Source organism: Corynebacterium sp. LK26, from assembly GCF_014335085.1.
Taxonomy (GTDB): Bacteria; Actinomycetota; Actinomycetes; order Mycobacteriales; family Mycobacteriaceae; genus Corynebacterium; species Corynebacterium jeikeium_D.
Genome location: NZ_PDHB01000017.1, coordinates 29386 through 44429, shown reverse-complemented (window position 1 = coordinate 44429; position 15044 = coordinate 29386). Strand labels below are relative to the sequence as shown.

Genomic DNA, 15044 nt, shown 5'->3' with positions numbered 1-15044 from the left:
CTGTCGCCGGCAACGCCGGGAACTATGACTGTGCCCGACGAGAACACGTCACTGTCATAACCCGGCTCACGGTAGACCAGCACTGGTCGTCCACTACTACTGGTGGATTTCGGTTTGGGTGGCGGGGAGATTAACGCCGCCGGCCTCGTTTTTTGCGTTGAGGAGGGCGTTGACTACTTCCCGATTGTGAAATTGGCCGATGGTGCGATGGAGAGGAACCAGTCACCTGAAAGAGATCGATCCAGTCGCTGGTGCGCAATCTGGGGGGTAGGGTTGCGGGGTCGATTCCTCGCGAGCGCAACCATGATTGTGTATCTGAACGTGATGAAAACAACCCTGCCCTTCGGAGAATTTCCCCTATCCCGCGTCCCCGGGCGGTGAAAACGGTGTGCACCATAGCCTGAAAGGCTTTGCGTTGCTCTATCGGGATCTTCGGGTCACCCACCCGGCGGATCACTAAGATCCCCCCGTCAACGTTAGGCTGTGGACGGAAAGCAGACCTTGGTACTCGGGAACCAAGGTGAAACGTGAACCATGGGGACCACTGAGCCGTCATCATCGTGCTTGCGCCTACCCCGGCCCGGCGGCGAGCGACTTCCCACTGCATGAGGAGTACAGCGTCAGTCCATGCCGGCGCATGCAACAACTTTCGAAGAATGGCAGTGGTGAGGTGAAAGGGAATGTTTCCCACAATGACGCAGGGAGTGGCGGGTAACGGGAAGTTAAGGAAATCATCATGGACCACTTCGACCGACGCCGAGGCGGTCTTTTTTGTGAGTTTGGCAGCTAGTTTTGCGTCTACCTCAACTGCCGTTATTGCCCTCCCCAAGCGGGATATCGGGTGAGTGAGGGCACCGCTTCCCGGCCCGATCTCGATGATGGGGCCGGTGGTTTGTTTTACAAGATCGACGATGGTGTTGATGATCTTTTGGTCTGTGAGAAAATTTTGGCCATGTTCGTGACGGCCGTATCCGTATGTAGACATCAGGTGTGCTCCGTGGAGTTGAAACGGAGCCGGGCATGGCAAATGGCCGCCCGGCTAAAGGACCGGAGCGGTTTTTGACCCGCGGGAGGGAGAAAACCGCCTTAGCGGTTGGTGAGCGGCCGCATGAAAACGGAACCTGAAATCAACATGGTTCTATCGTATCCAATTAATTTCGCAGGGTGCAATACGGTGAGAAAGAAGACAACCGCACCGCAACAGTGCAAGACCTCTCTGGATTGGAATTTGTCCTACCTTCGGGGCGTCATACAGACGCCACTGGCGTATTTTGTCTCTGGGCAACGAGGGGGAGTTACCCCCACCTCCGAATGTTTTTAAGGTGCACCCCTGATTACGCTGGGGTGCGGGAGTAATTCTGTCCGACCGATCGGACTGTCCAGCGAGGTCCCAGCAGATGATCGCGTCGATTTCGCCGCGTTCGAGGGATGCCACCATGGCGTCGTAGTTGGGGCGAGCCACATTCTTCTTTGACGCGGAAATGGACTGATCGACGTCGTTATGTCCTATGTCCAACGTGCAAGCCACGCTGCTTTGCAATGACTTCACAGTCCTGAGGCTGCAGGTCGATGGTGCGGCCATCCACGTCAGCGTCTCGTGAGATACGACGGCAAATAGGAGCGCGTGTTGTCAAACGCTATTAATAAGGCCTAGCTACACATTGAACTTAAATTCAACCACGTCGCCGTCGTGCATGATGTAGTCCTTGCCCTCCTGGCGGACCTTGCCCTTGGCCTTCGCTTCAGCGATTGAGCCGGCCTCAACCAAGTCATTGAAGGACACAATTTCAGCCTTAATGAAGCCACGCTCGAAATCAGTGTGAATCACGCCGGCAGCCTGCGGGGCCGTAGCACCCTTCGGAATGGTCCAGGCGCGAGACTCCTTCGGGCCAGCGGTCAGGTAAGTCTGCAGACCAAGAGTGCGGAAACCAGCGCGAGCAAGCGAATGCAGACCCGGCTCGGTCTGGCCAATTTCAGCCAGGAGCTCATTGCGGGATTCCTCATCCAGCTCCAGAAGGTCCGACTCAGCCTTGGCGTCGAGGAACACACAGTCCGCCGGTTCCACAGCAGCGGCCAGATCCGCGCGGCGGTTCTCGTCGGCAAGCACTTCCTCATCAGCGTTGAAGACGTAGAGGAACGGCTTTGCGGTGAGCAAGTGCAGCTCGCGCAGAGCGGAGAGCTTCACGTCATCGGAAGCTGCGAAGAGAGTGCGTCCCTCTTCCAGCACAGCGAGAGCCTGCTTGACGGCTTCAACCTCACCGACCTTTTCCTTATCCTTCTTGGCTTCCTTTTCCAGACGCGGCAGCGCCTTCTCAATAGTCTGGATATCAGCCAGGATAAGCTCGGTTTCAATCACACCGATGTCAGAGGCCGGGTCAACCTTGCCGTCGACATGCACAACGTCATCATCATTGAAGACACGGACGACCTGACAGATAGCGTCAGCCTCGCGGATGTTGGCGAGGAACTTGTTACCAAGACCTTCGCCCTCCGATGCACCCTTGACGATGCCGGCGATGTCCACAAACGACACCGTAGCCGGAAGAATACGCTCGGAGCCGTAAATTTCGGCGAGCTTATTCAAACGGGGATCGGGAAGCTCCACAACGCCGACGTTCGGCTCGATGGTGGCGAACGGATAATTCGCAGCCAGCACATCGTTGCGTGTCAAGGCGTTAAACAGGGTTGACTTTCCGACATTGGGCAGACCGACGATTCCAAGTGTAAGACTCACATTGCTCATCTTACGGGCTCGGGGAGAAAGATTTGAACTCGCCCTAACTTCGTGAAGTTGCCCCCTATCCCCTCCGAACCCCCATAATGAATACGTGAGCAATAAACCCAATGAAGGCGAAGAGTGGACTGCGCAGTCCGAAAAAGACGCTATCGATCACGTAATGGGATCGGAGCCTCTGCGGATAGAACAGTCTCTGTCTATCCCCTCCGACGCCCATAAGTCAGCGGCAACGCAACCGGATCTGCCGGAAGATGCTGAAAACCTCGATGAGCTTATGAGCGAAAATGACTCCGAGTCCATCGACCGCGCCGACGTCATTGGCGAGGGCGCCCGATGGTTCGCAGGTTGGTGCCTGCGTTTCCTCATCACCGCAGCGGCGCTGTACGTCAGCGCTATGATTCTGGGAAAGATTTGGGCTGGCGTTCTGCCGATTCTGTTGGCTTTGATTGTCTCCACGGTGCTGGCCCCGCCCGCCGTGTTCCTGATGAAGCACCGCTGGCCCCGCGCACTCTCCGCACTGACGGTCATCCTAGGCGCGCTGGCGCTGCTTGGCGGCGTTGTCGCGTTCCTCGCACCGACTGTGCAGTCGCAATTCCCAGAATTGCGTCGCCAGTTCACCGACGGCATTCAGGAAGTCCAGAACATCATTCAGGCTCCACCATTTAACGTCAAGGATGAGCAGATTCTCGACGCACTGGACCAGGGGTCCACATGGCTTCAGGAGCGCTCCGGCGATATCGCCAACACAGTCTTCCAGGGCATCTCGGTGGTCTCCTCGGCCGCCGTAACCTTGATGGCAATGCTGGTTCTGACGTTCTTCTTCATCAAGGACGGCCAAGACTTCCTGCCGTGGCTCCGCCGCCTGACTGGACGTCGCCTCGGCTGGCATCTCACGGAGGTGCTCACCCGCTCCTGGAACACGCTGTCGGGTTACATCCGCACGCAGGCTATCGTTTCGCTTATCGACGCGGTCTTCATCGGTGCCGGTCTTGCGATTTTGAATGTGCCGCTGGCAATGGTCCTGGCCGTGGTGACTTTCTTCGCTGGCTTCATTCCTATTGTCGGTGCGTTCACCGCCGGCTTCATTGCGGTGGTTGTCGCACTTGTTGCCAACGGCCTGACCACAGCAATCTTTGTCTTGCTCATCATCATTGCCGTCCAGCAGATTGAGGGCAATATTCTCTCCCCGATTCTGCAGTCCAAGGCTATGGACCTGCACGCCGCAATCGTCCTGCTGGTTGTCCTACTCGGTGGCGGTATCTTCGGCATCATCGGCGCCTTCCTGGCGGTGCCGGTCACTGCAGTCGTCGCGGTCTGGTTCCGCTACCTCGGCGACCTCACTGATTTGCGTACGGGCGACAAGACTGCAAAGGATATCGAGTTCGCCACGGACGCCGGATCAATCTCCGGCATTCAGATTGAAGCTGCCGGCCGTGCGATGCGCGACCGACTGGCTTCGTTCCGTCTGGGCAGTGATGACTCCGACAGCTCCGCGGAGAGCGCTGTGAAGGCAGATGCTCGCACCGCCGGTAAGGTTTCCCCCGATGCTGGTCCGACCAAGCAGGAAGAGGGAACGATGACCAAGGCCTTCCACAAGGTCACTGAAGTCGTCTCCGGGCCTTTCTCTAAGAAAAACAAGTAGGGCGAGATTCCAAGACACGGGCAGGCTCTTATACCGGCCTTGCCCGTTTTTATCACTAATAACCGGTAGGATACGCATTCGTGTCGAACAGATCAGCAATAACCCGTAAAGGCAGTGGGAACAAACCCCTGCTTCCACGCGTGCCAATGTTTGTGCCGCCGTTGCTGATGCTTCTGGCCGGAGTTTTTGGTTTGCTCTTTTCTGTTCCCAACGGTTCGCTTGGCAAGCCCTACTTCATTGCTTTTGCCGTGGCTGCTGTCGCCGGAACACTGTTGGTGGTTCCTCGCGGCCTGGTAGTTACCGTCGCTCAAATCCCCATTTTGTTCGCGCTTGTCACGTTTTTCACAGCGTGGTTTACCGGTTCTCTCGCCGATCCCGAAAATGGTGGCGCGACCGCGACGACCTCTAAACGCGCTCGCCTGGTGACCTCGGCATATCCCATCATCCAGCAGTTCCCGTGGCTGCTGATCTTGATGATCATCTGTGTCATCATCGCAGTATGGCGTTACCTCGAAATCACCCGCACCCAGGAGAAATCCCTCAACACCCAGCGCAAGGCCGCTAAACAGCGCCAGCATCGTGACGAAGCCGCTGTCGAATCCAGCTCTCAGGTGCGCCGTCGTCTCGCCGAATCTGATCGCCGCGTAGCTTCTCGCTCTCAGGAACGCCCTGCTTCACGACGTCCCGCTGCGGACATTATCCGAGATGCCGAAGCTCGCCGCCAGGCGCGCCAGCAGGCTGCACGCTCTCGGCAGGAGACTTCTCGTTCTGGTGCCCGACCGGCAGCGAGCGCCAGCTCGGCATCGCGCAACGCCGAGCAACTGCGTGAGCGACCAGTTGACCGCTCTGGGGAGCGCGCCCAGCAGCGCTCGAATTTCGCACAGCGGGCCCAGCAGCCAACATCCCGTTGGCAGTCTCGCCCGCATCCGGGACAGGCGCAGTTCACTCAGGATTCCACTTCGCCGAACTCGACTAGACAGCAGCCTCGTCGTCCGATTGAACGGCCAAACGCACCGCAGCGGCCAACGCAGGAGTTTCCCCGTCGTCAAGCGGCAGGAACGGCACGGATGTGGGGAGAACAGTCTTCGCCGGAGTCTCGGTCCGAAAAGCCTCAACAGAGTCCCGCACGCCCGGGGAGCAACCACCGTCGCACCGAGGAGTGGCCACCGCGACAGCAGCGCCCTCGCCAGGAACGCATAACCGGGCGCGATAGCAGGTCTCGTTACCGCAAGTAGCTCGGGCTTGCACTTTTACCGTCACAGTTGCCCACAGGCAGATTTAGCCTGTGGGCAACGTGCGTTTATTAGCAGGGCGATCCGCACCATCGTGTAAGTGTTGATGTATGTCGAAATTGGAAACGTCGGCCGAGAAACCGGTTCAGGTTCGACGCCTGAACCAGTTAGTCAAGGACTACATTGAGCGCCTTGGACAGATTTGGGTAGAGGGGGAAATCGCCCAGGTCAACTCCAAGCCGAGCTGGAAGCTCTCTTACATCACTCTGCGTGACACCTCCGCGGAGTTTTCGGTGTCGGTGACTTGTTCTACGGCGGCTCTGCGCAATAATCCGTTGCGCAACGGCGACCGCGTAGTGGTTTTGGGCAAGCCTGCGTTTTATGCCGGGCGGGGGCAGTTTTCCCTGTGGGCTACGGAGTGGAGGCCCGTGGGGTTGGGGCAACTATTGGCGCGGCTGGAACAGCTGCGCCAGGCGCTAGCGGCGGAAGGACTTTTTGATCCACGGCTGAAACGCCCTCTGCCCTACCTCCCCAACAAGATCGGGTTGATTACTGGTCGCGGTTCGGCGGCTGAACGCGATGTGCTTTCGGTCGCGGGTGCCCGCTGGCCCGAAGTGGATTTCCGGGTAATCAACACAATTGTGCAGGGCGCCAAGGCTGTTCCGGAGATTATTGAGGCGCTTGCACAGCTCGACGCCGATCCGGAGGTTGATGTCATCATCGTCGCCCGTGGCGGTGGCAGTGTCGAAGATTTGCTGCCTTTTTCAGATGAGGCTCTGATTCGTGCGGTGAGTAAGGCGACAACACCGATGGTTTCTGCAATCGGGCACGAGCCGGATACTCCGCTGTTGGATTACGTCGCTGATTTACGTGCTGCCACACCGACGGATGCAGCAAAGAAAACAGTGCCCGATGCTGCTGAGGAACGACGCCTCATTGCACAGCTGCGTGAGCGCTCCTCGGCATCCCTGCGGCGATGGGTTGACCGTGAAGTAGCTACTCTGAGGGATTTAACGTCGCGGCCGGTACTGCGCGATCCGCTCACTCCCATCCGCGTGCGTGAAGAGTTTGTCACGGCGCAAGTGGATCGGCTGCGTTTTCTCATCCACCGCAGTCTGGAACGCGAGGAGGCAGTGGTATCGGGATTGCGCGGCAAGGTTTCAGCACTTGGCCCCTCTGCCACACTCGCTCGCGGCTATGCCATCGTGCAGGCACAATCGGCTACTCAGCCGGAACCACAGATTGTGACCTCTATTGCAGATGCTCCGATGGGTTCCCAACTGCGAATTCGCGTCAGTGACGGCTCCATCTCTGCAGCGACGCTAGCTACGAAGCCGGCGAATTAGTAAGCAATGACTTTTCCAACCTTGAAGCTTTAACTACTAAATGTGAAGGACGTATTCGCTAATGAATGACAATGTTTTCGGCGCGGGTCAGGCTCCCTCTTCGGAGGAACAGGTACCGGTGGAGAACCTGAGCTACGAGCAGGCTCGAGATGCGCTGGTCGAGACCGTCAAGCTCCTAGAACTCGGACAGATGAGCCTGGATGAATCCCTGGCGCTGTGGGAGCGAGGCGAGGCGCTGGCCCGCCGCTGCGAGGAGCATTTGGCTGGCGCCCGGGCAAAGGTTGAAGCCGCCTTGGCCAGCAAGAATCAGGATGTCTCGGCTTCTGCCGAGAATGTGGGCGATGAGGACTAAAAAGAGACGAGAAACGATCGTCGGTTCATATCGTTTCTCGTCTCTTCGCTGATAGCTGAGTTCAGCTATTTTATGGCTCTAGTCGGGATTACCACTCCAGGTGAGTGCTCGACTCGGCCTACTTTGCTGGTGCCGACGGCATCTCGGACGCAGTCGGCTGCGGCTGTGACGAATCCGGCATTGTCGCGTCCGGATCGATTGGCTCGGCCTTCTGCATAGCCGCCGCCAACTGTGTGAACTCCTCGTCGTTGGCAGTGCCCTCGATAATTGCGCGGGAGTCACCGAGGTCCCCAACCCATACGCGACGCACGTTGTCCTCAGCCGGCTCATACTTAGTCCAGGTTGTACCTTCCACGTCAGTAGTACCGTCCCGGAGACGGTTCTTACCATCATCCGGCAGCTGACCTGCTTCCGCATCTGTTTGCGTGACCTGAATGAATGCTCCGCTAGCGGTGACATAGCCAATAATGGTCGTCTGCTTCCCCGCCGCCATACCCGCGCGGGTCGAGTTTGAAGTCCAGCCCTCAGGCACCTTCGGCAGGCGAACTGGATAGTCCACGCGCCGAGCCTCCACGTTCACGAATGGGGCAGCATCGACTTCGTGCACCGGACCGTTTTCCGGCTTCCCGGGGTTAAAACTGCACAGGCCGGTAAAGCCAATGGTGACAGCCACCGCAAGAAACATCACCACGAGGGTGAGAATCATGTCTCGACTGTCCTGCAAAATCCTAGGTTTCTCATTCGCCACGCGCTCAAGTATGCCAAAGGCCCCGCAACGAACCTAGTCATCATTCGCACCCGCACAGCTGCAGCTAGCAATACTTGATGACGGACGCTGTCGACGTCGTCAAGCGAACTGACACCGGAACAAACTTTTGATAACCGCGTGATGTGGGGGTTTAGCCCTGAAACTCCCCCCACTTTGGCGCTGCGTCCACCCCCGAACACCAAAAAGGTGGAACACTAGTAACAGATGCAAAGGCGCTAAAACTGATGCGCCAAACATCAATCAATAGAAATTGTTGCAACGCTAAACCCCAGTTTCCTGGCGTGGCGTCTCCCAGCACATTCTCAAACCTCAAAAGAGTTCTCAAAAACCACGGAAGGGCCAGAAGTCAATGAACGCCTCGAATCCTGAAGCACCAGATCGCAACCTTGCGATGGAGCTCGTCCGAGTTACTGAGTCCGCTGCACTGGCAGCTGGTCAGTGGGTCGGTCGTGGTCAGAAGGAAAAGGGCGACGGCGCTGCCGTCGATGCCATGCGTCAGCTCATCAACACCGTGGCTATGAACGGTGTCGTTGTTATTGGCGAGGGCGAAAAGGACGAAGCCCCGATGCTGTTCAACGGCGAAAAGGTCGGCAACGGCCAAGGCCCGGCCGTTGACATCGCGGTTGACCCGATTGACGGCACGACTCTGATGGCAGAGGGCCGCCCGAACTCTATCGCTGTTCTTGCTGCTGCAGACCGCGGCTCCATGTACGACCCGTCGGCTGTGTTCTACATGGATAAGATTGCTGTTGGCCCGGAGGCTGCCGGCAAGATTGACATCGAGGCTCCAGTTGAGCACAACATCAAGGTCGTTGCTAAGGCCAAGGGGCTGCGTCCGGAAGATGTCACTGTTGTCGTGCTGGATCGCCCGCGCCACGCTGACATGATTCGTGACATCCGCGAAGCTGGCGCCAAGGTTCGACTGATTGGCGATGGTGACGTTGCTGGCGCTGTTGCCGCAGCTCAGAACACGAACTCGGTCGATATCATGATGGGCGTCGGCGGCACCCCAGAAGGTGTCATCACCGCATGCGCCATGAAGTGTATGGGCGGCGAAATCCAGGGCAAACTGCACCCGCGCGATGAGGCCGAAATTAAGAAGGCTCTCGACGCTGGGCACGATCTTTCTCGTGTTCTGACCACCGATGACCTGGTCGCATCCGACAACTGCTACTTCGTTGCCACTGGTGTCACCAACGGTGACATGCTGCGCGGTGTCGCTTACCGCGGTAACGGCGCGTGGACCCGCTCGCTGGTTATGCGCTCCAAGTCCGGCACCATTCGTCGCATCGAGGCTTTCCACTCCCTGGAGAAGCTGCGCAAGTACGCCAGCATCGACTACGGCAAGGGCGAGATGCCTGACATCGATCTGTAAGTAACTACCCCTTTAGTGGTGCCCTCAGGGCACCACTTTTTTAACAAACTGATTCATACTTGAAGACGAATGCGCTAACGGTTCTGCATCGCATGAAAATTGCATGCGCAATGAGGGGTCGTTCTGCGCGCACTCAAGTTCCCCTAACTGAAAGAGGCAACGAATGACAGAGCAGCAGTTCCGCATCGAGCACGACACCATGGGCGAGGTTAAGGTTCCGGTTAACGCCCTGTGGCGCGCACAGACTCAGCGTGCAGTTGAGAACTTCCCGATTTCCGGCCGTCCGCTGGAGTCTGCACAGATTCGCGCTATGGGTCTGCTGAAGGCAGCTTGCGCCATCGTCAACAAGGAGCGCGGCCTGCTGTCTGCTGAGCAGGCAGATGCCATCGTCGCCGCTGCCAAGGAAATTGCCGAAGGCAAGCACGATGCTGAGTTCCCGATTGACGTCTTCCAGACCGGTTCGGGCACTTCTTCCAACATGAACACCAACGAAGTCATTGCGTCCATCGCAAAGGCCAACGGCGTTGAGGTTCACCCGAATGACCACGTCAACATGGGTCAGTCTTCCAACGACACCTTCCCGACTGCCACTCACGTCGCAGCAACCGAGGCAGCTGTCAAGGACCTCGTCCCGGGACTGAAGGTTCTGCAGGAGTCCCTGGCTAAGAAGGCCAAGGAATGGGAGACCGTTGTTAAGTCCGGCCGCACTCACCTGATGGACGCTGTCCCGGTGACCCTGGGTCAGGAGTTCTCGGGTTACGCTCGCCAGATTGAGGCTGGCATTGAGCGCATCGAGGCCACCCTGCCGCGTCTGGGCGAGCTGCCAATCGGTGGTACCGCTGTTGGCACCGGCCTGAACACCCCGGCGGACTTCGGTGCCAAGGTCACCGCTGAGCTCGTCGAACTGACCGGCATCAAGGAGCTGCGCGAGGCTCAGAACCACTTCGAGGCTCAGGCTAACCGCGATGCCCTGGTCGAATTCTCCGGCGCTATGCGCACCGTCGCAGTCTCCCTGAACAAGATCGCTAACGACATTCGCTGGATGGGCTCCGGCCCGCTGACCGGCCTTGCTGAGATTCACCTGCCGGATCTGCAGCCGGGTTCCTCCATCATGCCGGGTAAGGTCAACCCGGTTCTGTGCGAGACTGCCACCCAGGTCGCAGCGCAGGTTCTGGGCAACGACACCGCTGTTGAGTTTGCTGGCGCTAACGGCGCATTCGAGCTGAACGTCTTCATCCCGGTCATGGCACGTAACGTGCTGGAGTCCGCTAAGCTGCTGGCGAACACCGCACGCGTCTTCGCCGAGAAGCTGGTGGACGGCATCGAGCCGAACGTTGAGCGTATGAAGACTCTGGCTGAGTCCTCCCCGTCGATTGTGACCCCGCTGAACTCCGCCATCGGCTACGAGAACGCAGCTAAGGTCGCTAAGACTGCTCTGAAGGAAGGTAAGACCATCCGTCAGACTGTTATCGACATGGGCTTCGTCGACGGCGAGAAGCTGACCGAGGAAGAGCTGGACAAGCGCCTCGACGTGCTGGCAATGGCCAACACTGATCGTGACTAGTTCTTTCTGAACTCGAAGGTGTGAGAGCACCTTACGCATAAGACCCCGTAGTCTCACTTCGCTGAAAGACTTCGGGGTCTACTATTTTTCCTTAACGTCGGACAAGTTTCAGAGAGTGACTAACTATTCCCACCTATCGCCACACCATCGCATTTCCTCGCCGTTGCGTCGCCGAGTGGTTCTCCCGCCCAGGCGCTGTCACCCGCCTAACACCGGGGCTTCTCCCGATGTCACCGAAATCCGAATCCGCCAACCTCGCCGACGGCACGACCGTATTCTCCATGCCGGCTGGCCTCAAATGGATTGCACGTCACGACCCGGCCGGTTTCCTCCCCGGCCAGAGATTCATTGACGAAGTCACCAGCGAGCCCTTTCGCCGCATCACGGGGTGGAAGCACACCCACGTTCTCTCCGATACTCCGCTTGGCGACGGCAGCGCTGGCACGGTTTTAGAGGACACCGTTGACACCAAGGTTCCGGTACCCGGGTTGGATTCGATGTTCGCCTACCGTGCTACGAAGGTTGCTGGCGACCTTGCGGCCGTCGATAGGCTTTCGGAGTATTTGGGGCATGTGCCGGAGCCGCTGACAGTGGCGATCAGTGGAGCTACGGGGACCGTCGGAACGCAGCTGCGCGCGCTACTGACCACGGCCGGACATGAGGTGATTTTGCTGGTGCGCTCACGTGAACAGACGGGTGTGGACAAGCGATATTGGGATACTGCGGCACCCGCAGCTGACTTGCTGGAGGGAGTCGACGCGGTCATCCATCTGGCCGGCGCACCGATTGCGGGGCGCTTCACGGAGGCGCATCTTCGAAAGGTTCGCCATTCCCGTGTCGAACCAACGCGAGCTCTGGCAAAGCTCGTTGCATCTACTGACAGCGTGAAGGTCGCGGTTGGAGCGTCGGCGGTGGGGTTCTACGGTGCGGATCGTGGCCCAGAGGTGCTCACCGAGGACGCTGGCCCTGGCGCGGAAGCGCAGCGTTACGACGGCAGCGCCGCCGCGGACAGTCTCTCGGCTATCGTGCGCGATTGGGAAAATGCATGGGATCCCGCTCGCGATGCAGGCAAGCGGGTCGTAAACGTCCGTACTGGTCTCGTGCTTGCTGGTGGCGGCGGACTCTTGCCGCTACTAGCGGGCGTGGTGTTCACCGGACTTGGAGGAAGATTGGGGTCGGGCGAGCAGTGGTTCCCGTGGATTGCTTTGGACGACCTGTTGGACATCTATCACCGGTCGTTGGCAGATTCCGCACTTGCCGGACCTGTCAATGCGGTGGTGCCACTGGCTTCCGGAGTGAATAATGCGGAGTTCACGAGGGTATTGGGAGAGGTCTTGCACCGCCCGACGGCGGTTCCGATTCCTTCACTGGGGCCTGCAGTACTGCTGGGCAAACGCGGTGCTGCGGAGTTGGCTCTCGCGAATCAGAGAGTAGAGGCAGCAGCGCTGCAAAAGGCGGGGCACAGGTTCCGCTTCACTTCGCTTAACGACGCCCTGCGCCACGAGCTATTGAAGGAGACGTAGCCTTCCACCGTGCCTACACAAAACACGAAGGTTGTGTAATTGAATGGCGCGTTGCGACTATCAACAACCCGACCCCTGCGCCTGAGTCCACGGCATCCTGAACAACCCAAAGATGCTCTCTGCATAGGTACTCAAACACCTGTTGACTCATCAACTTGCCATCACATTGCACTCGGTGTAACTTTGCACCTCGTGCAAATTGATGAGAATACCTATCACAGATTGGACCCGGGCCAACACCCCGAGTGCGGTCTCCGGGAGCTCAAAAGGTTTCAAACACACTGCGCTTTGGCCGATGCCGCGACCGCCCTTGTATTGGATCGCGGATACGACCAAGTCAACATCGAAGACATCTGTCAGCGGGTCAATATCAGTCGACGCACATTCTTCAATTACTTCGACTCCAAGGATCAAGCCATCTTCGGCAACGGCATCATGTCATTCGATGCTGACGATGAAGAGGTATTCCTCGCCCAAATTCACCAAGACCCCATCGCGGACATGCTCGATTTCATCGAGAAAAAGCAGCAATCCCAGCTACTCCGATATAAAGAGCTGGGGGCAACCGAAGAGTTTCACCGTCTGCTCAAGGAGCGTATCCGCGAGATTTTGCGCAATGAGCCAAAGCTATCGACGGTTGTCATTTCGAATTTTGGCAACTCAATGCGCCGCGTCCGTTCTGCCTTTGAGCGCTATTTCGAGATGAATCCACAGTCGCGCACGCACCCCGAGCTGCCCGTCGGGCACGAGGTAGCACTGTCGGTCGGTTTCGTCCGCGAATGCGTGCTGTACTCATCGGCTCATCGGGACGAATTCACAACAGATACACCGCTTCACGACGCCGCCGACGTCGTTAAAAATTTCTGGAGGAGGAATAGTGACAGCTAGCAACACCACTGCTCAAGATCAAACCGACACCACGGTTTCTGACAACAAGTCCCACTTGGGAATCATTTTCTTCGCGCTCATTCTCACTATGCTGATGAGCTCGCTGGGGCAGATGATTTTCGCCACCGCCCTGCCGACCATCGTCGGCGAGCTCGGCGGAGTTGACCACATGTCGTGGGTTATTTCTGCATTCCTGTTGGCACAGACTGTGGCAATGCCGATTGTCGGCAAGCTCGGTGACATGATTGGGCGCAAGGGCCTGTTCATGATGGGCATCGCGCTGTTCATGGTCGGTTCCGTCATGGGTGCAATCACCAACTCCATGAGCCTGCTCATCGCCGCCCGCGCTTTTCAGGGATTTGCTGGCGGTACATTGATGGTTTCCTCACAGGCCATCCTGGCCGAGGTTATTCCCGCACGCCAGCGCGGTAAGTACATGGGCATCATGGGTGCTGTGTTCGGTCTGAGTTCCGTGCTGGGACCAGTGCTGGGAGGCTGGTTCACCGACGGCCCGGGCTGGCGCTGGGGCCTGTGGATCAACGTCCCGATGGGCGTGGTTGCACTATCGGCAGCTGCGGCCTTCCTGAAGCTGCCCCGACGCCAGAGTGAAGGAAACTTCGACTACATCGGCACGATGTTCTTGACTGCCGCTGCCTCGACGCTAATTCTCACCACCACGTGGGGCGGTACACAGTACGACTGGAACTCCGGGGTCATCATCTCGCTTATCGTTGCCTCTGTCGTTTCCTGGGTGCTGTTCTTCCTCACCGAGACTCGCGTTTCCAACCCACTGATTCCGACGCACTTGTTTAATAACCGGAACTTCGTGCTCACGACTGTGTCGGGTCTCATTCTGGGTATCGCGATGTTCGGCACTATGGCCTATATTCCGACCTACCTGCAGATGGTGCACTCAATGTCACCGACCGCTGCAGGTTTGATGATGACGCCGATGATGGTCGGCATGCTGCTCACCTCAATTGGCGTTGGCCAGATTATTTCGCGGACTGGTAAGTATCGCTTCTACCCCTTCGTCGGCCTGATGATTATGGCTGTCTCCCTCTACTTGCTGTCCACGCTGGAGACCACCACCCCGCTGTGGCAGGTTGGTGTGTACCTGTTCATCATGGGCTTCGGCCTGGGCACCGGCATGCAGGTTCTGGTTCTCATCGTGCAGAACTCCTTCCCGGTCGCCATGGTCGGTACCGCTACCGCTGCGAATAACTTCTTCCGCCAGATTGGTGGTGCGGTCGGTTCCTCCATTGTGGGTTCGATTTTCATCCACCGCATGAAGGACCTGGCAGGCGAACGCGTTCCGGCTGCTGTCGAACAAATCAAGGCCGCATCACCGGAGGCTGCAGCAGAGTTCGCAAAGCAGATGGGCCCGGAGGGCTTTTCCTCTAAGTCGATCGGTTCACTGACGCCGCACGTACTAGATAGCATGCCGGCGCCAATCCATGAAGCGCTGATCTCCAGCTACAACGATGGTTTGACGCCGATCTTCTTGGTACTAATGCCAGTGATTATTCTGGCAGCAATCATTGTGTTCTTTGTTCGCGAGGATCCGTTGAAGGAAACCGTCGAATAATTAATTCGCGGGAGCCGCGGCTCCCGGC

13 protein-coding genes are annotated in these 15044 nt (G+C 58.0%); 9 read left to right on the top strand and 4 right to left on the bottom strand.

Features of this window, described 5'->3' with window-relative positions:
• Positions 1-130: 130 nt before the first annotated feature.
• The 3 genes from erm to ychF form a co-directional block, all read right to left on the bottom strand.
• Positions 131-985 carry a 23S ribosomal RNA methyltransferase Erm gene (gene erm / locus CRD13_RS09340; protein ID WP_070429178.1) on the bottom strand — a complete coding sequence of 285 codons (855 nt, stop codon included), beginning with the start codon at positions 983-985 and terminating at the stop codon, positions 131-133.
• 153 nt (positions 986-1138) lie between these two features.
• On the bottom strand, positions 1139-1582 hold the full coding sequence (locus CRD13_RS10910) for a recombinase family protein (RefSeq protein ID WP_223845690.1): 444 nt from the start codon (positions 1580-1582) through the stop codon (positions 1139-1141).
• Between the two features lie 72 nt (positions 1583-1654).
• A complete protein-coding gene (ychF, locus tag CRD13_RS09335) occupies positions 1655-2734 on the bottom strand; it encodes a redox-regulated ATPase YchF (protein ID WP_042389448.1) in 1080 nt (359 codons plus the stop codon).
• A gap of 94 nt (positions 2735-2828) precedes the next feature.
• On the opposite strand from ychF, the gene CRD13_RS09330 reads away from it, so the two are divergent.
• The 4 genes from CRD13_RS09330 (at position 2829) to CRD13_RS09315 (ending at position 7309) form a co-directional block, all read left to right on the top strand.
• The gene (locus CRD13_RS09330) at positions 2829-4379 is read left to right on the top strand and encodes an AI-2E family transporter (protein ID WP_049172279.1); all 1551 of its coding nucleotides are present in this window, start codon (positions 2829-2831) and stop codon (positions 4377-4379) included.
• An 80-nt stretch (positions 4380-4459) separates the two neighbouring features.
• Complete coding sequence (locus CRD13_RS09325; RefSeq protein ID WP_016423169.1) at positions 4460-5614, top strand: DUF6542 domain-containing protein; 1155 nt, start codon at positions 4460-4462, stop codon at positions 5612-5614.
• A 107-nt stretch (positions 5615-5721) separates the two neighbouring features.
• The gene (gene xseA, locus CRD13_RS09320) at positions 5722-6957 is read left to right on the top strand and encodes an exodeoxyribonuclease VII large subunit (RefSeq protein WP_005510622.1); all 1236 of its coding nucleotides are present in this window, start codon (positions 5722-5724) and stop codon (positions 6955-6957) included.
• A 61-nt stretch (positions 6958-7018) separates the two neighbouring features.
• Positions 7019-7309: an exodeoxyribonuclease VII small subunit gene (locus CRD13_RS09315; RefSeq protein ID WP_005510689.1), complete on the top strand. Its 291-nt coding sequence runs from the start codon at positions 7019-7021 to the stop codon at positions 7307-7309.
• A gap of 118 nt (positions 7310-7427) precedes the next feature.
• Here CRD13_RS09315 and CRD13_RS09310 read toward each other — a convergent pair whose 3' ends face one another.
• Complete coding sequence (locus tag CRD13_RS09310; RefSeq protein ID WP_005510716.1) at positions 7428-8057, bottom strand: DUF4245 domain-containing protein; 630 nt, start codon at positions 8055-8057, stop codon at positions 7428-7430.
• 370 nt (positions 8058-8427) lie between these two features.
• Between CRD13_RS09310 and glpX the strand changes: the two genes are divergently transcribed.
• The 5 genes from glpX to CRD13_RS09285 all read left to right on the top strand — a co-directional run bounded on the left by glpX (position 8428) and on the right by CRD13_RS09285 (position 15016).
• On the top strand, positions 8428-9453 hold the full coding sequence (gene glpX / locus CRD13_RS09305; protein WP_005510610.1) for a class II fructose-bisphosphatase: 1026 nt from the start codon (positions 8428-8430) through the stop codon (positions 9451-9453).
• A 163-nt stretch (positions 9454-9616) separates the two neighbouring features.
• Positions 9617-11017 carry a class II fumarate hydratase gene (locus tag CRD13_RS09300; RefSeq protein ID WP_016423173.1) on the top strand — a complete coding sequence of 467 codons (1401 nt, stop codon included), beginning with the start codon at positions 9617-9619 and terminating at the stop codon, positions 11015-11017.
• Positions 11018-11244: 227 nt separating this feature from the next.
• Entirely contained in the window at positions 11245-12540 is a 1296-nt protein-coding gene (locus CRD13_RS09295) for a TIGR01777 family oxidoreductase (protein ID WP_255467839.1), read from the top strand.
• A 192-nt stretch (positions 12541-12732) separates the two neighbouring features.
• Complete coding sequence (locus tag CRD13_RS09290) at positions 12733-13428, top strand: TetR/AcrR family transcriptional regulator (protein ID WP_049172273.1); 696 nt, start codon at positions 12733-12735, stop codon at positions 13426-13428.
• A complete protein-coding gene (locus tag CRD13_RS09285) occupies positions 13418-15016 on the top strand; it encodes an MDR family MFS transporter (protein ID WP_049172271.1) in 1599 nt (532 codons plus the stop codon). Before CRD13_RS09290 ends, CRD13_RS09285 begins: the two co-directional genes overlap by 11 nt.
• The last annotated feature ends 28 nt before the right edge of the window (positions 15017-15044 follow it).